The sequence below is a fragment of the Lachnoclostridium sp. An131 genome (assembly GCF_002160825.1).
Lineage (GTDB): Bacteria > Bacillota > Clostridia > Lachnospirales > Lachnospiraceae > Laedolimicola.
This window is the reverse complement of the sequence record NZ_NFLI01000010.1, coordinates 128,298-152,045: the sequence shown is the minus strand read 5'-3', so window position 1 is coordinate 152,045 and position 23,748 is coordinate 128,298. Positions and strand designations below refer to the sequence as shown.

The following is a 23,748-nucleotide window of genomic DNA, read 5'->3' as shown; positions in this document are numbered from 1 at the left end:
AAACTTGAAAAAACGAACTCTCAGCTGTATGATTGAGAAAATGAGTCCGGAACCATTTTGCTTTAGGAACACTCTCTTTCATATCAACTGACAATTCGTTTACTTCATCTTTCAGAAGCCGCCGCATTGAAAACAAACCGGATTCATGATAACATACTCATGACAGAGTAAAACGAACGGAGTACAGGATATGAAAACAAAACCTCAGAATAAAAAAGCGATTGTCATTGGCAGCGCGCTCTGCTGCCTTCTGATTGTACTGCTGAGCTGGAATCAGCGCTCCTGGAGAACCATGGATGTGATCCTGTTCATGGGACAGAGCAATATGAGCGGAGCGAACGGGGATGCTTCCCAGGCGCCGGAGCTGATTGAAGGGGCCGGATATGAGTATCGGGCCGTCACGGATCCGGACGGTCTCCATGTGCTGGAGGAGCCCTTTGGGGAAAACGAGAACAGAGGGGCCCTGGATGACACGGAGCTTCTGGAGAGAAGAGGCAGCCTGGTTACTGCCTTTGTCAACGCCTATTATGAAGAGACGCAGACGCCGGTCGTCGCGATTTCTGCTTCTGTGGGGAGCTCTTCCCTGAACGGCTGGCTGACAGGCGGCCGGAAGGAGGAAGCGGCCGCCCGCCTGGAAGGAGCGAAGGAGTGCCTGGAGAAAGAAAAAATAAGGATCCGGCATATTTACATGGTCTGGTTTCAGGGAGAGGCTGACGCCAATCTGAAGACGACCAAGGACGAGTATAAGGGGATGCTCAGAGAGCTGGTCAGCTATATGGAGGGGCAGGGGGTAGAGGCCTGCTTCCTGATTCAGCTGGGACCGGATCTGGCGGATTCTGTGAAGCATCAGGAAATCATGGATGCTCAGCTTGAGATTTGTGAGGAAGCAGATGATATCATCCTGGCCTCCGGCCTGCCGGCGGCGCTTACAGATGCGGATATGAGGGATGAGGGCGGAATTCATTACACCCAGGAGGCCCTGAATCTCATCGGTGAGGACGCGGGAAGAAATGCCGGCGTTTATGTAAAATCGCTTTCGCAGGAAACGGCTGAAACGGAGCAGGAAGCGCAGGAGAGGCAGGAAGAAGGGGAATGAGGGGAAGGACGATCTGGAACACGGTATGGGAACTGCTCTCACCGGTTCTGCTGTACGTGGTTTTGTCTGTGATTCTGACGGGAATGCTGGAGCTTCTGGCGCCTCCGCTTTCAGAGGATGAAAATGCCATGTGGCTGCTGGCTCTGGTGAATGCCTTCCAGATTCCGGTGTTTCTGCGGATGTATGAGAGACAGCGGAGGATGGAAGCGGAAGAAAAAGGAAGAACAGAGGCAGCCTGGAAAAGGAGATTTGGAGCGGCAGACCTTTTATTTGCGGTTCTGGGAGGAATCTTTCTGGCCCGGGGCTTCAACGGCCTGATTGGCCTGACCCCTCTGCCCCGTCTGTTTTCCGGATATGAGCCTGTGACGGCGGCTGTGTATGGCGGGAGCGTCATTTCGCAGGTTATGGCGAGTGTGGTGACAGCCTCGATTCTGGAGGAGCTTCTGATGCGCGGCCTGGTTTATGAGCGGCTGCGGCCGCTTTTTTCGGATCTCCGGCCTGCGGTTCTGCTGGGAGCCCTTGTTTTTGCCCTTTTTCATGGAAATGTGGTACAGGGAGTCTACGCATTTCTCATAGGCTTGTATTTTGTCTGGCTTTATGAAGCATACCGTTCTCTGCTTCCTGCAGTCCTTGCCCATGCTGCGGCAAATGCGTCCTCTATTCTGCTCGAACAGCTTGGATGGCTGGATGGGCTTTATGCAGATCTTCCAACATATTTTCTGACGACTGCCCTCTGCCTGGCGGCGGGAGCATTCTGCTGGCGCAGGGCGCGAAAAAAAGGGTGATGTCCGGGAGATTTTTTCTGGAAAAACCCAGATGAATTGTGCCTGAAACACACGTTTTAAAAGAAAAATAAGAAAACAAGGAGACAATTAAGCGTATATTTTAAAATTGTCAAATTATCTGACGATTTATCCAAAAGTCATACTTTACACATAAAAAAAATAGGTGTATAGTAGCACACAAAGCAGGAGCTGCCGCAGAACCTGCAGGCGCGACTTCGAAGGGCGGAGAAAGCGGCAGTCCGGCGAGTCAAAGAATTTTTAATAACGAGGTCTAGGATCTGGAGGGATGATATGAGCCAGCGAAGCAGTGGATTATACGACCCGAGATTTGAGCACGATAACTGCGGTATCGGCGCGGTGGTCAATATCAAGGGTAGGAAAAGCCACGGGACAGTGGCAGACGCATTGAAAATTGTAGAGAACCTGGAACACAGGGCCGGCAAAGACGCCGAAGGTAAGACGGGCGACGGAGTAGGAATCTTATTACAGATTTCCCACAAGTTTTTCTCCGAAGCAGTCAAACCTCTCGGCGTCTTTTTAGGTGAAGAAAGAGATTACGGAATCGGTATGTTCTTCTTTCCTCAGGATGAGCTGAAGCGGAATCAGGCCCGCAAGATGTTCGAGATCATTGTGGAGAAGGAAGGAATGGAGTTCCTGGGCTGGAGAGAGGTGCCGACACTTCCGGCGGTGCTTGGAAGCAAGGCTCTGGAGAAGATGCCGTGCATCATGCAGGGCTTCGTAAAACGGCCTGTGGATGTGGAAAAGGGTCTGGATTTTGACCGGAAGCTTTATGTAGCCCGCCGTGTCTTTGAACAGTCCAACGATGATACCTATGTGGTGTCTCTTTCCAGCCGGACAATCGTATATAAGGGCATGTTCCTGGTGCACCAGCTCAGGTCCTTCTTTGCGGATCTGCAGGATGAAAATTATGAATCAGCGATCGCCATTGTGCATTCCCGTTTCAGCACAAACACAAACCCCAGCTGGGAGCGGGCCCACCCGAACCGCTTCATCGTACACAACGGTGAGATCAACACGATTCAGGGGAATGCGGACAAAATGCTGGCCCGGGAGGAGACCATGGAGTCCAGCCATCTGAAGAAGGATCTGAATAAGGTGCTTCCGGTGGTAAATGCTTCCGGCTCTGACTCGGCTATGCTGGACAATACGCTGGAATTTCTGGTGATGAGCGGTATGGATCTGCCTCTGGCAGTCATGATCACAATCCCGGAGCCGTGGGACAACGATAAGGCCATGTCCCAGAAAAAAAGGGATTTTTATCAGTATTACGCCACCATGATGGAGCCCTGGGACGGCCCGGCTTCCATTCTGTTCAGCGACGGAGATGTGATGGGAGCCGTTCTGGACCGCAACGGTCTTCGGCCCTCCCGTTATTATATCACCACAGACGATACCCTGATCCTGTCCTCTGAGGTGGGCGTGCTGGATATCGATCCCACGAAAATTCTCGTGAAGGAACGCCTGCATCCTGGAAAAATGCTTCTGGTGGATACGGTGAAGGGCGAGGTCGTGGACGATGAGGCGCTGAAGGAAAGATACGCTTCCGCCCAGCCCTACGGTGAGTGGCTGGACCGCAACCTGGTGCAGCTGAAGGATCTGAAGATTCCCAATGAGCGCGTACCGGAATTTACGGCAGATGAGAGAAGAAGGCTTCAGAAATCCTTTGGGTATAATTATGAGGAGTACCGGACTTCTATCCTGACCATGGCGAAGAATGGAAGTGAATCCATTGCCTCTATGGGTATCGATACGCCGCTTGCGGCCCTGTCCGATAAGCATCAGCCGCTGTTTAACTATTTCAAGCAGCGCTTCGCGCAGGTGACGAATCCGCCTATCGATTCCATCCGCGAGGAGATTGTAACCTCCACGACGATCTATGTCGGCAAAAATGGAAACGTGCTGGAAGAGAAGCCTGAAAACTGCCATCTTCTGCGCATCAATAATCCGATTCTGACGAATACGGATATACTGAAAATCAAGAGCATGAAGGTGCCCGGGTTCAAGGTTGAGGTGCTTCCGATTACCTATTATAAGAACACAAGCCTGAAGAAGGCCATGGACCGTCTGTATATGGATGCGGACCGGGCGTACCGGGAGGGTGTCAACATTCTGATTATCTCCGATCGGGGCGTGGACGAGAATCATGTGGCGATTCCGTCCCTGCTGGCTGTAGCGGGACTCAACCAGCATCTGGTTACCACAAAGAAGCGGACTGGCGTGGCCCTGATTCTGGAGAGCGGTGAGCCCAGGGAGGTTCACCAGTTCGCGACCCTGCTTGGCTACGGAGCCTGCGCCATCAACCCCTATCTGGCTCAGGAGACCATCCGGGAGCTGGTGGCGTCCCATCTGCTTGACAAGGATTACTACGCGGCGGTGGATGATTACAACAGCGCAATTCTCCACGGAATCGTAAAGATTGCCTCTAAAATGGGAATTTCCACGATTCAGTCCTATCAGGGCTCCAAGATCTTTGAAGCCATCGGAATTGACAAAAGGGTTGTGGATGAGTATTTTACGGGAACGGTCAGCCGGGTGGGCGGCATTACGCTGGATGATATTGCAAAGCAGGCGGATGAGCTTCATTCCGCAGCCTTTGACCCGCTGGGACTGAATGTGGACCTGACGCTGGAAAGCGTGGGACGGCACAAGAGCAGAAGCGGCGGAGAGAAGCATCTTTACAACCCGCAGACGATTCATCTCTTACAGGAGTCCACAAAGCGCGGCGATTACAGGATGTTCAAGGAATATACAGAGCTTATTAATGGAGAGACGAACCGGGGATATTTGAGAAGGCTTCTGGACTTCAACTATCCGAAGAAGGGCGTACCCATCGAGGAAGTGGAGAGCGTAGAATCCATCGTAACCCGCTTTAAGACAGGCGCCATGTCCTACGGCTCTATCTCCCAGGAGGCTCATGAATGCCTGGCCATCGCCATGAACACCCTTCATGGGAAATCCAATTCCGGCGAGGGCGGCGAGAGCCTGGAGCGCCTGGAAATCGGTCCGGACGGCCTGAATAAGTGCTCCGCCATCAAGCAGGTGGCTTCCGGACGTTTCGGCGTGACGAGCCGCTATCTGGTCAGCGCCAAGGAGCTGCAGATTAAGATGGCCCAGGGCGCGAAGCCGGGCGAGGGCGGTCATCTGCCGGGCGGAAAGGTGTACCCGTGGATTGCGAAGACGAGACATTCCACACCGGGCGTATCCCTGATTTCACCACCGCCGCACCACGATATTTATTCCATCGAGGATCTGGCCCAGCTCATCTACGATCTGAAGAATTCCAACCGGGATGCGCGGATTTCCGTAAAGCTGGTATCTGAGGCCGGTGTGGGAACCGTAGCAGCCGGCGTAGCGAAGGCCGGAGCCCAGGTCATCCTGATTTCCGGCTATGATGGAGGAACGGGCGCGGCGCCCAGAAGCTCCATCCACCATGCAGGCCTTCCCTGGGAGCTGGGACTGGCGGAGACGCACCAGACTCTGATCCAGAACGGCCTCAGAGGGCGCGTCCGCATCGAGACAGACGGAAAGCTGATGACCGGCGAGGATGTGGCGATTGCGGCCATGCTGGGCGCAGAGGAGTTCGGTTTTGCCACAGCTCCGCTGGTAACCATGGGCTGCGTGATGATGCGTGTCTGCAACCTGGATACCTGTCCGGTAGGCGTGGCGACCCAGAATCCGGAGCTCCGCAAACGATTCCGCGGCAAGCCGGAATACGTCATGAACTTTATGAAATTCATTGCCCAGGATCTGCGGGAATACATGGCCCGTCTCGGTGTGCGCACTGTGGATGAGCTGGTAGGCCGTACGGATCTGCTGAGGATGAAGGAGGATTTGAAGGGTCGCGCGGCATCCATCGATCTGTCCGCGATTCTGAACAATCCCTATGCGGGCAGGGGCCAGAAGGTGACCTTTGATCCGAAGCAGGTATTCAATTTCGAGCTGGAGAAGACTCTCGATCAGAAGGTGCTGTTCAAGAAGCTGCTTCCTGCGCTGGAGAGCGGAAGCAGGCGGAGCATCGAGCTGGATGTGAGCAACACAGACCGCGCCTTCGGCACCATGTTCGGTTCCGAGATCACAAAGCGGTATCCGGAAGGCCTGGAAGAGGACACCTTTACGGTGAAATGCAAGGGAGCCGGAGGACAGAGCTTCGGAGCCTTCATCCCGAAGGGCCTGACCCTGGAGCTGGAGGGTGACAGCAACGACTATTTCGGCAAGGGCCTGTCCGGCGGAAAGCTGGTGGTCTATCCGCCCAGAGGCGTGCGCTTCAAGCAGGATGAAAACATCATTATCGGAAACGTAGCTCTGTACGGAGCGACCAGCGGTAAGGCCTATATCAATGGCGTAGCCGGAGAGCGTTTCTGCGTGAGAAACTCCGGAGCTATCGCCGTCGTAGAGGGTGTAGGCGACCACGGCTGCGAGTACATGACCGGCGGCCGGGTGGCGGTCCTTGGAAAGACCGGAAAGAACTTTGCGGCAGGTATGAGCGGCGGCATTGCCTATGTGCTGGATGAGGACCGCGACCTGTACACAAGGCTGAACAAAGATATGGTTATGATCACAGAGCTGACCGACAAGTACGACGTGCAGGAACTCAAGGAAATGATCGAAAGCCACGTGGCTTATACCAATTCGGTAAAGGGAAAGGAGATTCTGAGCAATTTCGCAGAGTACCTGCCGAAGTTCAAGAAGATCATTCCTTATGACTATTACCGGATGCAGATGGCGATTATCCAGATGGAAGAAAAGGGCTTAAGCAGCGAGCAGGCTCAGATTGAAGCCTTTTACGCCAACAGAAATCAGTAAGGAGGGGAGACGACATGGGAAAACCGACTGGATTTATGGATTATGACCGGGTAGACAAGAAAGCCCAGTCTCCGAAAGAGAGAATCAAACATTTTAATGAATTCCATACCCCTCTTTCCAAAGAGGAGCAGCAGCGCCAGGGAGCGCGCTGCATGGACTGCGGCGTGCCGTTCTGCCAGGCAGGTGTCATGATCGCGGGAATGGCTTCCGGCTGTCCCTTACGGAACCTGATTCCGGAGTGGAACGATCTGCTGTATATGGGAAACTGGGAGCAGGCATATAAGCGTCTCAAAAGGACCAGCAGCTTCCCGGAGTTCACAGGAAGGGTATGCCCGGCGCTCTGTGAGAAGGCCTGTACCTGTGGCCTTAACGGGGAGCCGGTCAGCACCAGGAGCAATGAGCTGGCCATTATTGAAAATGCCTATAAGGAAGGCTATGCGGTGCCGGAACCGCCGAAGAACCGGACCGGCAAGAAAATCGCCATCGTCGGCAGCGGCCCTTCGGGCCTTGCCGCCGCCGATCAGCTGAATCACAGGGGCCATTCGGTTACGGTATTCGAACGTTTTGACCGGATAGGCGGGCTTCTGCGCTACGGCATTCCGAATATGAAGCTGGAGAAGCACATCATCGACCGGAAGATCGAGATGATGAAAACGGAAGGCGTGGAATTCGTCGTAAACACCGATATCGGAAAGGATAAGAAGGCCGCTGATCTCCTGAAGGAGTATGACCGGGTGATTCTGGCCTGCGGCGCCTCCAATCCGAGAGACATCAAGGCCCCGGGCCGGGAGCTGAACGGCATCTATTTCGCGGTGGATTTTCTGCGGGCCACCACCAAGAGCCTGCTGGATTCCAACTTTGCCGATAAGAAATTCATCTCTACGAAAGGGAAGAATGTCATGGTCATCGGCGGCGGCGACACAGGCAACGACTGTGTGGGAACTGCCATCCGCCTGGGCGCGAAATCTGTAGTGCAGCTGGAGATGATGCCCAAAGCCCCGGATACAAGAGCAGAGAACAATCCCTGGCCTGAATGGCCGAGAGTCTGCAAGACGGATTACGGCCAGGAGGAAGCCATCGCCCTGTTCGGCAAGGACCCGCGTATTTATACCACGACGGTGAAGGAATTCGTCGGCGACAAGTCCGGAAGCCTGAAAAAGGTTGTCTGCTGCAGGCTGGAGAGCAAAAAGGATGAGAAAACCGGCCGCATGATGATGGTGCCCATCGAAGGGAGCGAGTTTACGATGGACATTGACGTGGTGCTGATTGCGGCAGGCTTTCTGGGAAGCCAGGATTATGTGACAAAGGCCTTCGGCGTGGAGGTCAATGCCAGGACGAATGTGAACACGGAGCCCGGGCAGTATAAAACCAACGTGGACCGGGTATTCACAGCAGGCGATATGCACAGGGGCCAGTCCCTGGTGGTATGGGCCATCCGCGAGGGCCGCGAAGCGGCCTGCGCGGTGGATCTGGATCTGATGGGGTACACGAATCTGCAGGTGCAGTAGCAAAAAGAAAAACCGTATGTCCGGCAGAAATGACAGCTGCCGGATATACGGCTTTTTTGTATCCGGTTACCGGTATCCGGGAAATCTTAACGAAATTTTAATATTATTGCGGTTCTTTATTGACAAGCAGCAGAGAAATGGATATAATTATTATAAAATTTACACAAAACATAAGCTGGAAAGCAATTTCTGTTTGTTGGATATGCTGTTTTTTCGTTAAAATACCGTAAAGAAAATCACTTAAAGGCAGTAGAAAGGGACTTTCTTTAAGTGTTTTTTTATGTCTGTATTACATGAAAAATGCTGCTGTAAACCGGGGATGGCCGGCCCGGTAACGATGCTTTCCGCAGCCCCTGGAGAGGGGCTCTAATCATTACTACGCTGTGAGACGAAGGAGAATGTTATGGTTATTACAAATGGTTTTACCTACATTGCGTTTCTGATGTTCCTGGCCGGCGGCCTGCTGGCTCTGGAAAAGTATACCAAGTGGAAAGTCTTTAATGTGATTCCGCCGCTGGTATGGATCTATGTGCTGAATATGGTGTTCTGCACGATGGGTCTGTATAATTCCGATGGAGTTTCCGCGGCTTATGGTGTTCTGAAGAACAATCTGCTGTACGCCATGATCTTTGTCATGCTTCTGCGCTGCGATTTCAGGAAGCTGGCGAAGCTGGGCGGACGTATGATCGCGATTTTCCTGGGCTGCTCCCTGACGCTGGCCATCGGTTTCTTAATTGGATATCCGCTCTTTATGGGCGCGCTGGGCGGCGGAGAGAAGACCTGGGCGGCAGTAGCGGCTCTGTATGCTTCCTGGGTAGGAGGTTCCGCGAACATGGCTGCCATGATGGAGGCGCTTCCGGTGGATTCAGGAGCTTACAGCTGTGCTCTGGCTCTGGATACGGTGTGCTATTCCGTATGGATTGCCCTCCTGCTCTTTGCAGTGCGTTACGCTTCCAAGTGGAATAAGGCTGTAAAGGCAGATACCTCCAAGCTGGACGCAGTGGCTGCCGCTGCCAACGCTGAGGTGGAGAAGGATAAGAAAAAGAAAGCTACTTCCGGCGACTGGATTTTCCTGATCGGTCTTTCCCTTCTGGTATCCGCCTTGTCTCAGATGGTAGGAGGCGCTATGGCCACCGGTTTGGACAACATCGGTCTGTCCATGTTTGACACAGGCACCTGTACGACTGTTTTCGTGACAATCCTCGGACTGATCTGCGCGTTGTCGCCTCTTGGAAAGCTTCCGGCAGTAGAAGAGCTGTCCAATATTTACCTGTATGCAGTCGTATCCCTGCTGGCGTCTACCGCAAGCCTGACGGATCTGGTATCCGCTCCTATGTGGGTCGTATACGGCGCATTTATTCTGGTGATTCATGTGGTGCTGATGTTTGTTCTGTCCAAGGTATTCCACTGGGATCTGTGCATGGTTTCCACGGCTTCCCTGGCCAATATCGGCGGTTCCGCTTCCGCTCCGATCGTGGCTACGGCCTATGACGCTTCCTTTGCCGGCATCGGCGTACTGATGGGAGTGCTTGGCGCGGCCATAGGCAACTTCTGTGGATTGGGAATGGGTGGACTATTGCAGATATTCCTGTGACGTCCGCTATGTAAAAAATGTGTTTGAATTAAGGTCCAGATTTACAGGCCCCGCCCCGGCTTCCGGGACGGGGCCCGGGATTATCCCGGTTTGGCTCCGGAAGGGAGACGTCCGGAGAACAGGGAGGAAATGCTTTGAATATCAATGAAAATTTTCGATATCTTCATATGGGGCTTCCGGAGGATATTCTGCGCCGAAAGCTTACCGGTGATTTTGAGGGAGCGGTAAGGCTGATTGACAGACGCCTGCAGAGCCTGGAGACGCCGGAAGCGCTGCGGCGCTGCCTGACGGCGGAACGGGAGATGATTCTCCGGCTGCCGGGAGACTATCCCTTTACCAGAGAGCAGGCTCTGGCCCGGGCCCGGGAGAAGATTCCGGATTTTACTGAAGAAGAGTTTGATGAACGGGTGGATTCGGGCAAAATCGGATGGATTTATCAAAAGGGAGAGATGCGCTTTTTCGACCGCTTTTTTGAAACGCTCTGCAAGACGGAGCCGGGCTTCGCGGAGCGGGCCGGGGTGGTTATGCGGGGTGTGGAAAGCGCGGGAAAGGAGTCTCCCGAGACGGGAGAGCTGAAGCGCTGTATCCGGAAGATGAAGGAAGAGGGCGGCGCAGGCCGCCGGATCTGTGTGCAGGCTTCGCTCCGAATAAAGGAGGAGCTGTTTGTCCCCGGCATGAAGATCCGGGCCCATCTGCCGGTTCCCGCAGAGTGTCCGGAGCAGACGGAGATTACGTTTGAAGAGCTTACGCCGGGCGGAAGGATTGCGCCGGGAGACGCGCTTCAGCGGACGGTCTGCTGGGAAGAAGAGATGCAGGAGAACCATGCGTTTACAGTCCGGTATTCCTATGTCCGGAGAGCTGCATATCAGGATACGGAGCAGATGAAGGGAGAGGGGCCCCAGCCTGATTTTTATACGCAGGAGGAAGCGCCCCATGTTTTGTTTACGCCCTATATCCGGGAACTGGCTGCCCGGCTGACGGAAAGGGAGACAGATCCGCTGGAAAAGGCCCGGAGATTTTATGATTTTATCACGCTGCATATGACTTATACTTATATGCCTTCGTATTTCAGTCTGGAAAATATTGCGGAAAACTGCGCCCGCAATTTTACCGGAGACTGCGGAGTGTTCGCGCTTCTGTTTCTGACGCTGTGCCGGTGCGCCGGCATTCCTGCCCGCTGGCAGAGCGGCCTTACCGCAGAGCCGGATTTCTGCGGGGCTCACGACTGGGTCCAGTTCTATGTGGCGCCTTACGGCTGGCTATATGCGGATACGTCGTACGGGATTGCGGCGGTGCGGGCAGGAGACGAGGAGAGAAGAAAGTTCTATTTCGGAAATATCGATCCCTTCCGCATGACGGCGAATCAGGCGTTTCAGGCGCCGTTTACGGTGGAAAAGCAGCACTGGAGAGCCGATCCCTACGACAACCAGGTAGGCGAGATGGAGATCGAAGAACGGGGCCTGAGATATGAGGAATTTGAGCGCAGCAAGCAGGTGCTGGCCTGCCAGGAGCTGTAAGGAGGAGTGATTTGGTGGATTTTCGGAGACGAATAGAGGAAAAAAGAGAGGATCTGATCGCAGATCTCCAGGGGTGCATCCGGATTCCCAGCGTATATGCTCAGGATGACAGCGGATACCCTTATGGAAAAGCGGTTCAGGAGTGTCTGGAATACATGCTGGATACGGCCCGGAAGCTGGGCTTTTCCGTACACAATATGGACAATCAGCTCGGCTGGTGCGAGTACGGCGAGGGAGAAGAGATGGCGGCGGTGCTCTGCCATCTGGATGTGGTTCCCGAGGGAGATGGCTGGACGGTTCCGCCCTATGAAGGGCTGGTGGCTGACGGCCGTATCTATGGCCGGGGAACGATGGATGACAAGGGACCGGCCATGGCGGCTCTGTATGCCCTGCTGGCGCTGAAAGAGTCCGGCGCGGAGCTGAAACGGAGGGTGCGCGTCATCTTCGGGCTGAACGAAGAGACAGGCAGCGCCGATATGAAATATTACCTGAAGCATGGCGGGGAGGTTCCGGTCATGGGCTTTACGCCGGACGGAGAATATCCGGTGATCAACGGAGAGAAGGGTCTGGTAAACGAGACCTTTGCCTGCAGGTTCCGGCAGAGCGGAGAGATTCGTCTGGCGGAGCTGGAAGGCGGAGAGGCTCACAACACCGTTCCGGCAGAAGCTCACGTCCGCCTTTCCTGTCCGCGGGAGCTGGCAGAACAGATCGCAGCCATGCAGGAAGAAAAAATCACCTGCACCCTGACAGAGGACGGCGTCCGGATCGAGGCTGCCGGGGTAAGCGCTCATGGAGGTACGCCCTGGGAGGGAGAGAATGCCATCGGGCGGCTGATGCTGTTTTTGAACCGTCTGCCTCTTACCGGGGAGCTGGCAGGAATCGTGAAGCTGCTGGCGGAAAAGATTGGCATGGAATGCGACGGCGCCTCCCTTGGCATTGCCATAGAGGATGAGGTGTCCGGAGGCCTGACCATGAATCTGGGCGTGGTACAGGGAAGCATGCAGGGAGAGGAATGCGAGATTCATGTAAAGCTGAATTACCGTTATCCTGTCACAAAGAGCTTTGGAGACTGCGGCCCGAAGGTGGAGGCTGCCTTTGAAGAAGCCGGGTTCCGGAGTGTTTCCCTGAATCACAAGGCGGGTCTGTATATGGAACCGGACAGCCCTCTGGTGAGCAGACTTCTGGGAGTATATGCGCGCTGCACGGGACAGGAAGCGGCGCCCAAATGTATCGGCGGCGGAACCTACGCCAAGATGATGCCGAACACGCTGGCTTTCGGCCCCATTTTCCCGGGAGACGAGGTGAGAGAGCACAAGCCCGATGAATATATGGAGCTTGACCGGCTGATTGACAATGCGGAGCTTCTGGCTCAGGCCATGTATGAACTGGCCCGCTGATTCAGAAGCTTCTGGTTCAGGCTGTGTATGAGCCGGATGGTGAGAGGCGGGAAGGCGCCTGTTCCGGAATGAATATAAAAGAAAGAGAGATGACAGACTATGAAAATCACAGAAGTAAAACTGGGGAAGATTTCTGTTCCCCTGCGCGTGCCGTTTAAGACGGCCCTGCGTTCTGTATCAAGCGTAGAGGACATTGTGGTAGAAGTACATACCGATACGGGAGCGGTGGGTTATGGAGAAGCGCCGCCCACCGGAGCCATCACAGGCGACACCACCGGAGCGATTCTGGGAGCTCTTCAGGATCACATTATCAAAACGGTAGTGGGCCGGGAGGTGGATGATTTTGAAGATCTGATGCTGGCTCTGAACAAATGTATCGTGGGAAATACCAGTGCAAAGGCAGCCATGGACATGGCTCTCTGGGATCTGTACGGACAGCTTTACAGGATTCCGGTCTACAAGCTGCTGGGCGGCAGCCGCAAGGAGATTATCACCGATATTACTATCAGCGTAAACGATCCGGATGAAATGGCCCGGGATGCAATGGACGCCGTCCGCCGGGGCTACGACACGCTGAAGATCAAGGTGGGAGCCCATCCGGAGCTGGATGTGGCGAGGCTGACTGCGGTACGCCAGGCGATTGGCAGCGAGACCCGTATCCGCATCGACGCAAATCAGGGCTGGGAGCCCAAGCAGGCAGTCCGCCTGCTGAACCAGATGCAGGAGAAGGGGCTGGATATCGAATTCGTAGAGCAGCCGGTCAAGGCTCACGACATCGACGGCCTGAAATATGTGACCGAGCGTTCCTACGTGCCGGTTCTGGCTGACGAAAGCGTCTTCTCTCCGGAGGACGCCGTGCACATCATGCAGACAAGGGCGGCGGATCTGGTCAACATCAAGCTGATGAAATGCGGCGGCCTGTACAATGCCCTGAAGATTGTTTCCGCGGCAGAGGTATACGGCGTGGAGTGCATGATCGGCTGTATGCTGGAGGCCAAGATCAGCGTAAACGCAGCGGTTCATCTGGCCTGCGCAAAGAAGATTATTACCAAGATTGATCTGGACGGACCGGTGCTCTGCAGCGAGGATCCGATCCTGGGCGGCGCGGTATTCGACGAGCAGCGGATTACGGTGTCTGATGAGCCGGGCCTTGGCATCAAGGGCGTGGAGAAGATGACGTATCTCGGCTGATTCTGAATTAAAAAGTACAGACAGAGTGAAAAACAGGGCTGAAAAAATGAGAAATCATGATTCAGTCCTGTTTTTGAAATAAGAAATAATTTGTCTATAAGCTGTACAAATAAACAGACATTAGCAGATGTTATATGCTTTTTTCTTTACATTAGAATAAGAGAGTGCTAAACTCTTTAACGTAATCTTAACGCTCCGCGGCGACAGAAAAGGGCCGGAATGGAAATATCCGGGTACTTTTCTGCATGCGGACATTTTTATTTATACAACAGGAGGAGAGTGTGCTATGAATGACATTTTAACGGACCTGCTTGCGATCATAGGCGTGGTTCTGAACGGACTGCCTCAGGGACTTCTGGCTCTTGCTTACGGCTTTGCTTCCGTGCCGACCGCCCTGGCGTTCTTTGTGGGCGTGGCAGGAAATACGCTGACGCAGAGCGTGGCGCCGATTTCTTTCCAGGCAGAGACCATTACCTATGCGGGAACGGCAGGAAAGAACCGTTCCGAGCGCTGTACGATGATTTTTATCGGCGGCGTGATTATGACTCTGATCGGTGTGCTGGGTCTTCTGACAAAGATTGTAAATTTTGTGGGCGAGGACGTGGCGTACGGCATGATGGCCGGCGTAGGAATTATCCTGACAAAGGCGGCAATCGATATGATTAAGAGCGACGCTCTGTCCGGAGGCGTGTCTCTGGCGGCAGCTCTGATTACCTATTACTTTACGAAAGACAGCGCCAACACTCTGGTATATACCATTGTGATTTCTGTAGTGGCTTCCTGCATCGCAAGCGCGATTTTCAAGAAAGAAAAGGCAAACATTGTGGTGGAGGATGACAAGTTTGTGCGCCAGAAGTTTACGATTAATTCCAGCGTAATCTTAGGAGCGCTTGGCATGGTCTGCCTGAACATTGGTTCCAACATTTCCTTTGGAGGAATCACAGCAGGAATGGCGACCAGCGGCAACTACAACGTGGATCATCTGACGGTTATTTCTTCTGTGGCTGATATGTGTTCTTCCTTCTTTGGAGGAGCTCCTGTGGAGTCTATCATCTCTGCTACGGCAAGCGCGCCCCATCCGGTATGGGCAGGCGTCATTATGATGGCGGTGATCGGGCTGATCCTGATTTTCAAGCTGCTTCCGAAGATTGGAAGATACGTTCCCTCTTCTTCCATCGCCGGTTTTCTGTTTGTGCTTGGTATCTTTAAGACTGTGGTTCTGGATGCTCCGGTGGCTTTCGCGACCAATGCGGCAGTGGGCGGCACAGCCATGGTGGTGACAGCCGTTACGAACCCGTTCCTCGGCATGGTGGCCGGAGTGGCTGCGAAGCTTCTGGGACTGTAAAAGCTTCCGGAATCATAAGAAAGGAGAGGACAGAACATGAAAGAGTATAAGATAGAACTGTGCGGCGTGGAGAGAACGCTTCCCTTCATTCCCATCAATGACACTATGGCTTTTGCGAGCTTTGTGGTGCTGGGGGACACAGAGCTGGTGAGCGCCTGCGCGCCTGAGCTGGTAAGGAGAATCGGACAGGTGGACGCGGTGGTGACTGCAGAGGCGAAGGGAATCGCTCTGGCCTATGAGATCAGCCGTCTGCTGGGCCTGAAAGAGTTTATCGTAGCCAGAAAGAGCACGAAGACCTATATGAAAAACGTAGTTTCCGCTTCCGTCCATTCGATCACGACAGCGGGCGAGCAGCATCTGTACCTGGACGGAGTGGACGCAGATAAAATCCGCGGAAAGCGTGTATGCCTTCTGGACGACGTGATTTCCACCGGAGAGTCCCTGCATGCCCTTGAGGTTCTGATGGATAACGCGGGAGCTTCCGTGGTGAAGAAAGCGGCGATCCTCGCAGAGGGCGACGCGGCTTCCAGAGACGACATCATTTTCCTTCAGAAGCTGCCGCTGTTCCATAAGACAGCCGAAGGCGAGTATGAGATTTTATGAGATATCCGGAATATCTGCCGGCAGGCGGCACCATCGGTTTTGTGGCCCCGTCCTTTGGCTGCGCCATGGAGCCTTACCAGACCTGTTTTGAAAATGCCTGCAGGACCTTTGAAAAGCTGGGATACCGCCTGGCTCTGGGACCCAACTGCCGGGCCAGCGAGGGCATCGGCATCAGCAATACGCCGGAGAAGTGTGCTGCAGAGCTGATGGAATATTACAGGAAAGAGGAAAACGATGTTCTCATTTCCTGCGGCGGCGGAGAGCTGATGTGCGAAGTCTTAAGCCATATGGATTTTGAAGCTCTGAAGGCTGCGAAACCCAAATGGTATATGGGTTTTTCGGACAACACCAATATGACCTTTCTGCTGGCGACGCTCTGCGATACGGCGTCCATCTACGGTCCCTGCGCGTCCTCCTTTGGCATGGAGCCCTGGCATGAATCCCTGCAGGACGCCTTTGATCTTCTGACCGGGAAAAAGAATGCTGTGCACGGGTATAACAGATGGGAGCCGGCGGAGGCGAAGGAAAGCCTGAGGGCAGAGGAGACTCCCCTGGCGCCTTACCGTCTGACAGAAAAGAAAATTCTGAGAAGCTATGTGGGACATTCTGCCGTACCGGCGGAAAAGAAGCTGCAGTTTGAGGGGCGGCTGATTGGCGGCTGCATGGACTGTCTGGTCAATTTGCTGGGAACCCGGTTCGACAGGACGGCGGAGTTCACAGAGCGCTATAAGGGGGAAGGGCTCATCTGGTTCCTGGAGGCCTGCGATCTGAATGTATTTTCCATCCGCCGTGCCATGTGGCAGATGGAGGAGGCAGGATGGTTCCGGTACGTAAAGGGCTTCCTGATCGGAAGACCGCTCTGCTTCGGCCAGGAGCTGATGGGACTGGACGCATATCAGGCCGTGCTGAAGGTGGCCGGAGAGAAAAACGTTCCTGTCATCATGGACGTGGACCTCGGTCATCTGTCTCCCATGATGCCCCTGATTACAGGCAGTCATGGAAAGGTCAGCGTCAGCGGAAATGATATCTCCATTCAGTTCAGCTGAAAATAAAAGGAAAGACAAAAAACGCTCTCTTTTCGGGGACAGACTCTGTCTGAAAGCCTGTCCGGCAGAAAGGGAGCGTTTTAGTTTGTCCAGGGAGACTGGAAGTCCGGTTTTTCGTTTCTTCTCAGGCCTGGGAGCTTAATAATCGATTTCCTTTAACACTCTGTCAATTGTCCGTGCAAGGGAAACACTGAAGTCCTCCGTTACATAAGGCGTCTCGCCTTCTGTGATGCAGCGTCCCAGCTGTTCCACCTCAAGACGGTAGTTGTGGGGAGCCTCTACGATCCGGATATCTCTTCTTCCGTCAAAGGTCTTAATCTCGTAAGAAAGCTTTCCGGGGCAGTTGAATCCAAAGCTCACGGACGAGATGGAGCCTTTCGTTCCGTGAATCTGGAAGCGGTCCAGGCAGGCATTTTTCTCTGTCGCAAGCACCATGCCGCAGTCAAAGCTTGCCCTGGCGCCTCCTGCGTATTCGAAAATGCCGGTTGTGTAGACGTCGATCTGATCCTCATTGAAGCTTCCGATTGCCTTTACTGATTCCGGCTCCGCGCCCATCATGGTCTGAATCAGGCTGACGGCATAGACGCCCAGATCGTAGGTGCAGCCGCCAAGACTTTCTTTACGCATGCGGATATTGGATTTCAGATAATCAGAGGTGATCAGCGCGGCTTCCATATAGCGGATCTCCCCGATAGTTCCTGATTCGATTTCCTTCTTTACTGCTTTGACAAAGGGACTGTGCTGATAGGCAAACGCTTCCATCAGGTACACATGATTCTCCTTTGCGGCGCGGAACATTTCCTCTGCTTCCTTTGCGGAGGGAGCCAGAGGCTTTTCGCACAGGACATGCTTGCCTTGCTGCAGCGCTTTGATCGTCCACTCGTAATGCAGTGTGTTGGGAAGCGGAATGTAGACCGCTTCGATCTCCGGGTCCGCCAGAAGCTCCTCATAGCTCCCGTAGGCCTTCTGGAATCCATATTTTTCCTTGAATGCGGCGGCCTTTTCCGGATTCCTTCCGGCAATTGCGGTCAGCTCGCAGTTATCTGCCAGCTGCATTCCCAGTGCAGTGTCGCGCTCAAAGATGTACGCGGTTCCTAAAACTCCCCATTTGATTTTTCTCATTTTCACTCTGCCCCTTTCTGAAAAAATGTCTTTAAATTCATTGTAACACGCGGAATCCGTTTTTTCTATGGATTTTTGTCGTTTCTATCTGAGTAAAAAATAAAATAAAAATATAATTTTATATTGACTTTAATATTATTAAAGAATATACTTAATATTATTAAAGGAGGAAGAAATATGGCGATAGAAATCGTACCGGAATGGATGGCTGATTTGGAACCGGAGGATGTTTCGTTTATCCGGAATTTCATACTTGCGTCAGGCTCCCTGAAAGAGATTGCACATCAGTATGAGGTGACTTATCCTACAGTCCGTCTGCGCCTGGACCGGCTGATTCAGAAAATAAAAATCAGCGAGGAGACAGAAAATGATCCCTATGTGGCGCTGATTAAAAGGCTGGCTGTGAATGACAAGCTGGATTTTGACACGGCAAAAATTTTAATTACAGAGTACCGGAAGCTTCGGAAGGAGGAGTAGATAATGGAAATTATGACCAGGACGATATGGGTAGTTTTACTGCTGTTTACCGGGATAACGGCAGGGCTGATTGTGCTTGAGGTGTTTCTTGCCAGAGCAGAGCGCTGGTGGCCCGGTCTGATGCCGCCGCTTTTTACATTTTTATGGGCGCTGTTTATGTGTCTGAACGTGGCGTCTGTGGGCGATGTCGTGAGCATGCTGGGAGCGCTGCTGATTACGTTTTTGCTTCTGAATGTCCCCACGTGGGTTCTGCTGGCGATTTATTTTGTGTGCCGGGAGAAGAGAAGGAAGAAAAAAATGCTGGATAAGATGAATCTGCATGATTTGAACTAGGCAGTCCGGCTCCCTTTTTGGCACAGTGATACATTCCTTTTCAGGTAAGCTCTGCTTTCTTATAAAAATGGACAGACGCCGCCGCGGAGGCGGCCAGCAGGCCAAGGCTGAATAGGAAGAGAGCAGCCAGCAGGCCGGGGCTGATCTGGAAAGAGAGAAGCTCCGGCGGAAGATATTTGATTAGGATGGGAAGTAGAAAAGAGGTTCCCAGAATCGCAAACATAAAAAAGTATTTTGTAAATTCATAGCCAAACCGATACTGAACAGGCAGATAGAGTCCCAGAAGGAGTGAGACTGCCGCAAGGACCGGGACTGCTTCAGACAGGCCGAAGCTGCCAAGGCCAGGGACTATAAGCGTCTCAAGCCAGTAAATAAGGCAGCAGACCAGATAGATTCCCAGAAAGAAAAGGTATTTTGAGAGCACCAGATCTCGGCGGGAATAAGGCAGGGCGCAGAGATAAGCGGCCGCCCTGGGGTACATGGCTTCCTTTTGAAAGGCCTGAAGCAATACAAAGAGAATGGAAAAGAAGGTCATCAGAATAAATGCCAGGGTTCCCGCAGGGACTGCTGCCGTGTCTGATATCTGCCAGTGTACAAAAAGCGGATAGAAGCAACAGAGCGCTGCCATGAGAACCAGGTATTTCCAGGTAAGCAGAAAATCTTTTTTAATCAGCTGAAGCAGCATATTTTTTCCCTCCTTCGATTTGGCAAAGCATAATATCCTCGATAGATGCGCGTTCCAGAATTGCGTCTGGCATGGCCTTTTGGATTTCCCCGGCTTGATCTGTGACGGCGGTGAAGCCGAAGGCTGTTTGGGAAAGGTTGTGAAGCAAAGGCAGGACATCGCCGGAAAGCTCTTTTATGTCACCCTTTACAATCCGGTAACGCTCCAGCAAAGAGTCCTTTTCCTCCTGAAACACGATTTTCCCGTGATCTATCAGTACCAGCATATCTGCAAGCTGGTCCAGGTCAGAAGTAATGTGTGTGGAAAAAAATACGCCCCGGCCGCCCCGGTTCATGTATTCCCTTAAGATATCCAGAAGCTGTCTGCGGATCAGTGGGTCCAGTCCGCTGGTGGGCTCGTCCATGATTAGAAATTCTGCCTGATGAGAAAGTGCCAGTGCAAGGGCGTACTTCATGCGCATGCCTTTGGAAAGTGTGTGGATTTTCTGCCGGGGATTCAGAGAAAAGCGTTCAAGGTAGCGCCGGAATTCTTTTTCGTCCCAGGAACGATAGGAAGAGGCTGCGAGAGCTTTCATTTCCAGCAGAGTAAGCTCGCCATAGAAGCTGCCGCCGTCAAACACGACACCCAGGCGTTCTTTGATGTGCCGTTCCTCTGTGTCCATATTCATACCGAAAAAGCGGATGTCTCCGGACTCTTTTGGCGTGAGGCTGAGTATGGTTTTTAAAGTGGTAGTCTTGCCGGCTCCATTGGTTCCGATAAAGCCGGTGATACAGCCCTCCGGCAGAGAAAATGAGATGTTTCGCAGGGAAAAATTTTTGTAGGATTTATTGAGATTTCGGACTTCTAAAATACTTTTCATTTCTCAGGCTCCTCCTCATATAAGATTTCCATCATATCGTTTAGCTCCTGCCTGCTGATTCCCAGAGCTTTTGCAGTCTGAAGCATATCCTGCATTTTGTACTCCACGAGCCGGCGTTTTGCTTCCCGCAGAAGCTCTGTATTTCCGGTAGATACAAAGGTCCCAATTCCTACCTGACTGTTAAGATAGCCTTCTTCTTCCAGGTCGTCATAGACTCTGCGGATGGTAAGGACGCTTACCCGCAGATCATTGGCAAAGGAACGGATGGAAGGGAGAAGCTCTCCTTCTTTCAGCTCCCCTTTCAGGATGGCATCTGTGATCTGGTCCTTGATCTGCTGGTAGAGAGGGGTATCAGAGGTATTTGAAATCAGTATTTTCATGATCTTCTCCTGCTGTTTTATCAAGATACAATATAGCCGAACAGAAAATAATTAGTGTGATGTTCTGATAAGCACACTATACACTATAAGCACTTCTTTGTCAATGGTTTTAGCAGAAAGGAAAATTCAGCCGTTGATACGCCATTGCTGAAATAATACCGGCACAAAATACAGGGACTGAGTCCTGCATTTTGTGCCGGTATGCTTTGTATGAAATTCAGAAGGAGCAAACCTGCATTATACGCCGCACAGCTCGCTTAAGGGATGGAAGGTATAGCCCATCTCTTCCCATTTTGTCAGAAGCTCGTCAAGGATGTCGGCGTTGGTCTGGGAGGTATTGTGAAGCAGCACTACGGCGCCAGGATGGATTCTGGGTATCAGTTTTTCAAAGGCCTCCTCTTTCGTGGGCTGATCATCCTGATACCAGTCCACATAGGCCAGGCTCCAGAAAAAGGTCTGGTAGCCCAGGTCATAGGCCATCTGCAGATTGGCTTCGCTGTAAATGCCCTGAGGCGGCCGATAATATTTCGCCATGGGCTGTCCGATGGTTTCCTCATAGAGGGCTTCCAGCGACTGGAGCTCTTTGGAAAAATCGGTTTCCGTACTGATTTGGGACATATCCGGATGATGGTAGGTGTGATTTCCGACGGTGTGGCCTTCCTCGACCATTCGCTTCACCAGCTCCGGACTTGTTTCCAGATAATTTCCCACGATAAAAAAGGCGGCCGGAGCGTTATGCTTTTTCAGGGCGTCCAGAATCGCAGGGGTGCAGCCGCTTTCAAAGCCGCAGTCGAAGGTCAGGTAAATCCTTTTCTCTTCTGTTTCTTCTATATAATAGGCATCGTACTGGGAGAGATAGGAGGCGGAGGCGTTGGCCACGGGAGCCTTCCCTTCCTCCTGAAAGCTCAGGCCCCAGTTGGCGGAGGCAGTGCTTTCCGCGGTGATTATGGCGTTCGCTGTGGTAAAGCGGGCGAAGCCCTGACCGATAAAATAAGCAAGGACCAGGAGAAGAAGAGAGCCTGAGGTATGCAGGATATTTTTCAAAGGCAGCTTCATATGCAAAAAATCCGTTTTTGATAATATATGATGAGCATAGAAAATTCAGACTGCTTTTGTATGCCTTTTGGCAGTTCGTTCCCCTGGTACTGCTGCTTCTGGTACAGTTCTACTGATTTGATGTAAGATATATTTGACAAAATATCATATTTATAATACTATAAAATCAGGACAGAAGACAGGACGGATTTCGGATATGAAAAAGAATTTGAAGCTGAAGGCCGCGCGGGCGGAGCTTGATTTGTCACAGGAGGAGCTGGCTCACAGGGCAGGGGTGTCGAGGCAGACCATCAATATGATCGAGCGGGGAGACTATAATCCTACATTGAATCTCTGCGTCAGCATCTGCCGCGTTCTGGGAAAGACGCTGGATGAGATATTCTGGGACGAGTAAAGAAGGGCGGTATCAAACGGAGGGGAAAGGAAAATGAAACGAGACTGGATTTTGTGGAATGTTCTTTGCAGCCCGGAGCAGGTTGCGGCGGATGAACGGATGGAGCAGATAAAGAAAAACGGATATTGCTGGAGCTACAGGCTTCTTATTTTGGTGATCGGTATTTTGGCTTTCCTGCTTCGGCTTTTTTCCGTTTTGACCATGGCAGATGGCAGTCATGGAATGGTTCCTGCAGAAAGCCTGTGGCTTGTGGCTTTGTTAGGAATCTCGATAACAGAGCTGGCACGTTTCTTATACAGCTGTTTTTACGGGACGCAGGAGTTTTTCGACCGAACCGGCGGAATGTGGTGCTTTGTGTGTTATGGGGTATTGGCCGGGATATGGGCGCTGGCAGGAGCATATGGATTCTGGGGCCTGCAGGATTACCGTGCATGGATTGCCTTTGCTTTGGGAGCGCTCGCCTTCTGGCTGCTCTGTCACCTGGCATATTTTCATTATGCAATGTCTACAGAAGAGGAAAAAGGAAAAAGAGCAAAGATGTTCGGAATTACAATTGTGCTGATTTGCGTGCTGGCGCTGGCAGGGTATGGAATATTTGCCGGGACAGGGATTACCCGTGTGTTTTTGAGAAATAATTTAGTTTATATGAAAAATCTGACAGAAGAAGAAAAAGAATATGCGGATGCGATAGAAAAGGGCAGGGAAGGATACGAGGAACTGGAAAGTGTAAAGATGGAATGCTTCTACAGAGACGCGGACGCAGAAGAAGGTGCGGCCTTCCAGAATGGCGGTATTGCGCACTCCTTTTACTGGATTACGCCGGATATGCTGTATACGATGGTGCTGGAGCCTGGTACAGATGAGGTATATCAGGAGTTTTTCAGGGACTCAGAGATGGAATGGCATATTGCCGAAGGAAAAAGCTGGATTTCTGAACGGGACTACCAGGCAAATGGAGAAATGCCGTACGAAAATACACAGCCTTACACCGGCATCCTGCCGTTGCAGCTCGAAGCTATTGAAAGCATCACAAAGGAACGACGGGATGGACAGACCGTGTATATTGTAGAGTACGGGCCAGATTATGAGACGGCACTGGAGAGAATCGGCGCGGTCGAAGTGAGCGGCATTGTCGGAGCGATGGAAGAGTATACACTGAATGAATATGGGGTGATGACAGGATATGTTCTGGAAGAATATGAGCTGACTGGCGAAGGAGAAAAAAGATGCGCGGAGTGGAGGGCCTTTACTGTGTTGAGCGTGGATGCGGAACAGAATGAGGCTGAGGTACGGGAGCTGGTCGGACAATATGAGCAGGGGTAAAGGAGAAGGTGTTCATTTTACCGGGCGCTGTGTATAGAGCACAAAACAGCCGGAGGAGGTAAAGCCTCTCTCGGCTGTTTTTATGATCAACGGATTGTGTCTTTGGGCTGTATCTGTTCTTTAAAGGCAACCAGGCGGCTGCGCAGCTCCTTTCTGATATGACGGTGAAGAATTCTTCTCCGCCTTCCGGTATAGTTCTCTGGTATCTATGAA

20 protein-coding genes are annotated in these 23,748 nt (G+C 52.4%); 15 read left to right on the top strand and 5 right to left on the bottom strand.

Annotated elements, in window-relative coordinates:
* Positions 1–190: 190 nt before the first annotated feature.
* The 11 genes from B5E77_RS10070 (at position 191) to B5E77_RS10015 (ending at position 16,906) form a co-directional block, all read left to right on the top strand.
* Positions 191–1,096: a sialate O-acetylesterase gene (locus B5E77_RS10070; RefSeq protein WP_087165244.1), complete on the top strand. Its 906-nt coding sequence runs from the start codon at positions 191–193 to the stop codon at positions 1,094–1,096.
* A complete protein-coding gene (locus B5E77_RS10065; RefSeq protein ID WP_087165243.1) occupies positions 1,093–1,881 on the top strand; it encodes a CPBP family intramembrane glutamic endopeptidase in 789 nt (262 codons plus the stop codon). Before B5E77_RS10070 ends, B5E77_RS10065 begins: the two co-directional genes overlap by 4 nt.
* Positions 1,882–2,172: 291 nt before the next feature.
* Positions 2,173–6,705: a glutamate synthase large subunit gene (gene gltB, locus B5E77_RS10060; protein WP_087165242.1), complete on the top strand. Its 4,533-nt coding sequence runs from the start codon at positions 2,173–2,175 to the stop codon at positions 6,703–6,705.
* 14 nt (positions 6,706–6,719) lie between these two features.
* The gene (locus tag B5E77_RS10055; protein WP_087165241.1) at positions 6,720–8,213 is read left to right on the top strand and encodes a glutamate synthase subunit beta; all 1,494 of its coding nucleotides are present in this window, start codon (positions 6,720–6,722) and stop codon (positions 8,211–8,213) included.
* 403 nt (positions 8,214–8,616) lie between these two features.
* Positions 8,617–9,807 carry a DUF819 family protein gene (locus B5E77_RS10045; protein ID WP_087165239.1) on the top strand — a complete coding sequence of 397 codons (1,191 nt, stop codon included), beginning with the start codon at positions 8,617–8,619 and terminating at the stop codon, positions 9,805–9,807.
* A 134-nt stretch (positions 9,808–9,941) separates the two neighbouring features.
* Complete coding sequence (locus B5E77_RS10040) at positions 9,942–11,324, top strand: transglutaminase-like domain-containing protein (protein WP_087165238.1); 1,383 nt, start codon at positions 9,942–9,944, stop codon at positions 11,322–11,324.
* A gap of 14 nt (positions 11,325–11,338) precedes the next feature.
* Positions 11,339–12,721 (top strand): dipeptidase PepV, encoded by a 1,383-nt coding sequence (gene pepV / locus B5E77_RS10035; protein ID WP_087165258.1) that lies wholly within the window; start codon positions 11,339–11,341, stop codon positions 12,719–12,721.
* Between the two features lie 99 nt (positions 12,722–12,820).
* A complete protein-coding gene (locus B5E77_RS10030) occupies positions 12,821–13,912 on the top strand; it encodes a dipeptide epimerase (protein ID WP_087165237.1) in 1,092 nt (363 codons plus the stop codon).
* 286 nt (positions 13,913–14,198) lie between these two features.
* Entirely contained in the window at positions 14,199–15,257 is a 1,059-nt protein-coding gene (locus B5E77_RS10025; protein WP_087165236.1) for a guanine permease, read from the top strand.
* Positions 15,258–15,293: 36 nt separating this feature from the next.
* Entirely contained in the window at positions 15,294–15,860 is a 567-nt protein-coding gene (locus B5E77_RS10020) for a phosphoribosyltransferase family protein (protein WP_087165235.1), read from the top strand.
* Positions 15,857–16,906 (top strand): S66 family peptidase, encoded by a 1,050-nt coding sequence (locus B5E77_RS10015; protein ID WP_087165234.1) that lies wholly within the window; start codon positions 15,857–15,859, stop codon positions 16,904–16,906. Before B5E77_RS10020 ends, B5E77_RS10015 begins: the two co-directional genes overlap by 4 nt.
* Positions 16,907–17,044: 138 nt before the next feature.
* Here the strand turns inward: B5E77_RS10015 and B5E77_RS10010 are convergent, their stop codons facing one another.
* Positions 17,045–18,028 carry a Gfo/Idh/MocA family protein gene (locus B5E77_RS10010; RefSeq protein WP_087165233.1) on the bottom strand — a complete coding sequence of 328 codons (984 nt, stop codon included), beginning with the start codon at positions 18,026–18,028 and terminating at the stop codon, positions 17,045–17,047.
* A 177-nt stretch (positions 18,029–18,205) separates the two neighbouring features.
* Here B5E77_RS10010 and B5E77_RS10005 point away from each other — a divergent pair, with 177 nt between their 5' ends.
* Positions 18,206–18,505: a DUF2089 family protein gene (locus B5E77_RS10005; protein ID WP_087165232.1), complete on the top strand. Its 300-nt coding sequence runs from the start codon at positions 18,206–18,208 to the stop codon at positions 18,503–18,505.
* Positions 18,506–18,508: 3 nt separating this feature from the next.
* The gene (locus B5E77_RS10000) at positions 18,509–18,838 is read left to right on the top strand and encodes a hypothetical protein (RefSeq protein WP_087165231.1); all 330 of its coding nucleotides are present in this window, start codon (positions 18,509–18,511) and stop codon (positions 18,836–18,838) included.
* Positions 18,839–18,878: 40 nt separating this feature from the next.
* Here B5E77_RS10000 and B5E77_RS09995 read toward each other — a convergent pair whose 3' ends face one another.
* The 4 genes from B5E77_RS09995 to B5E77_RS09980 all read right to left on the bottom strand — a co-directional run bounded on the left by B5E77_RS09995 (position 18,879) and on the right by B5E77_RS09980 (position 21,818).
* Positions 18,879–19,523, bottom strand: coding sequence for an ABC-2 transporter permease (locus B5E77_RS09995; protein WP_087165230.1), 645 nt, complete (start codon positions 19,521–19,523; stop codon positions 18,879–18,881).
* Positions 19,504–20,382, bottom strand: coding sequence for an ABC transporter ATP-binding protein (locus B5E77_RS09990; RefSeq protein ID WP_087165229.1), 879 nt, complete (start codon positions 20,380–20,382; stop codon positions 19,504–19,506). The genes B5E77_RS09995 and B5E77_RS09990 overlap by 20 nt, the downstream gene beginning before the upstream one ends.
* Positions 20,379–20,762, bottom strand: coding sequence for a GntR family transcriptional regulator (locus B5E77_RS09985; RefSeq protein ID WP_087165228.1), 384 nt, complete (start codon positions 20,760–20,762; stop codon positions 20,379–20,381). The genes B5E77_RS09990 and B5E77_RS09985 overlap by 4 nt, the downstream gene beginning before the upstream one ends.
* A gap of 237 nt (positions 20,763–20,999) precedes the next feature.
* A complete protein-coding gene (locus B5E77_RS09980; protein ID WP_087165227.1) occupies positions 21,000–21,818 on the bottom strand; it encodes a polysaccharide deacetylase family protein in 819 nt (272 codons plus the stop codon).
* A gap of 196 nt (positions 21,819–22,014) precedes the next feature.
* Here B5E77_RS09980 and B5E77_RS09975 point away from each other — a divergent pair, with 196 nt between their 5' ends.
* Positions 22,015–22,212, top strand: coding sequence for a helix-turn-helix transcriptional regulator (locus tag B5E77_RS09975; RefSeq protein ID WP_087165257.1), 198 nt, complete (start codon positions 22,015–22,017; stop codon positions 22,210–22,212).
* 33 nt (positions 22,213–22,245) lie between these two features.
* A complete protein-coding gene (locus B5E77_RS09970) occupies positions 22,246–23,535 on the top strand; it encodes a hypothetical protein (protein ID WP_087165226.1) in 1,290 nt (429 codons plus the stop codon).
* The last annotated feature ends 213 nt before the right edge of the window (positions 23,536–23,748 follow it).

What these genes read in the sequence shown, in the direction of transcription:
- B5E77_RS09985 (WP_087165228.1), bottom strand. Translation starts at nt 20,762, where the DNA reads ATGAAAATACTGATTTCAAATACCTCTGATACCCCTCTCTACCAGCAG.
- B5E77_RS09980 (WP_087165227.1), bottom strand. Translation starts at nt 21,818, where the DNA reads ATGAAGCTGCCTTTGAAAAATATCCTGCATACCTCAGGCTCTCTTCTT.
- B5E77_RS10030 (WP_087165237.1), top strand. Translation starts at nt 12,821, where the DNA reads ATGAAAATCACAGAAGTAAAACTGGGGAAGATTTCTGTTCCCCTGCGC.
- B5E77_RS10055 (WP_087165241.1), top strand. Translation starts at nt 6,720, where the DNA reads ATGGGAAAACCGACTGGATTTATGGATTATGACCGGGTAGACAAGAAA.
- gltB (WP_087165242.1), top strand. Translation starts at nt 2,173, where the DNA reads ATGAGCCAGCGAAGCAGTGGATTATACGACCCGAGATTTGAGCACGAT.
- B5E77_RS09975 (WP_087165257.1), top strand. Translation starts at nt 22,015, where the DNA reads ATGAAAAAGAATTTGAAGCTGAAGGCCGCGCGGGCGGAGCTTGATTTG.
- B5E77_RS10015 (WP_087165234.1), top strand. Translation starts at nt 15,857, where the DNA reads ATGAGATATCCGGAATATCTGCCGGCAGGCGGCACCATCGGTTTTGTG.
- B5E77_RS09995 (WP_087165230.1), bottom strand. Translation starts at nt 19,523, where the DNA reads ATGCTGCTTCAGCTGATTAAAAAAGATTTTCTGCTTACCTGGAAATAC.
- B5E77_RS10010 (WP_087165233.1), bottom strand. Translation starts at nt 18,028, where the DNA reads ATGAGAAAAATCAAATGGGGAGTTTTAGGAACCGCGTACATCTTTGAG.
- B5E77_RS10045 (WP_087165239.1), top strand. Translation starts at nt 8,617, where the DNA reads ATGGTTATTACAAATGGTTTTACCTACATTGCGTTTCTGATGTTCCTG.
- B5E77_RS10020 (WP_087165235.1), top strand. Translation starts at nt 15,294, where the DNA reads ATGAAAGAGTATAAGATAGAACTGTGCGGCGTGGAGAGAACGCTTCCC.
- B5E77_RS10025 (WP_087165236.1), top strand. Translation starts at nt 14,199, where the DNA reads ATGAATGACATTTTAACGGACCTGCTTGCGATCATAGGCGTGGTTCTG.
- B5E77_RS09970 (WP_087165226.1), top strand. Translation starts at nt 22,246, where the DNA reads ATGAAACGAGACTGGATTTTGTGGAATGTTCTTTGCAGCCCGGAGCAG.
- B5E77_RS10005 (WP_087165232.1), top strand. Translation starts at nt 18,206, where the DNA reads ATGGCGATAGAAATCGTACCGGAATGGATGGCTGATTTGGAACCGGAG.
- B5E77_RS10070 (WP_087165244.1), top strand. Translation starts at nt 191, where the DNA reads ATGAAAACAAAACCTCAGAATAAAAAAGCGATTGTCATTGGCAGCGCG.
- B5E77_RS10000 (WP_087165231.1), top strand. Translation starts at nt 18,509, where the DNA reads ATGGAAATTATGACCAGGACGATATGGGTAGTTTTACTGCTGTTTACC.
- B5E77_RS10065 (WP_087165243.1), top strand. Translation starts at nt 1,093, where the DNA reads ATGAGGGGAAGGACGATCTGGAACACGGTATGGGAACTGCTCTCACCG.
- B5E77_RS09990 (WP_087165229.1), bottom strand. Translation starts at nt 20,382, where the DNA reads ATGAAAAGTATTTTAGAAGTCCGAAATCTCAATAAATCCTACAAAAAT.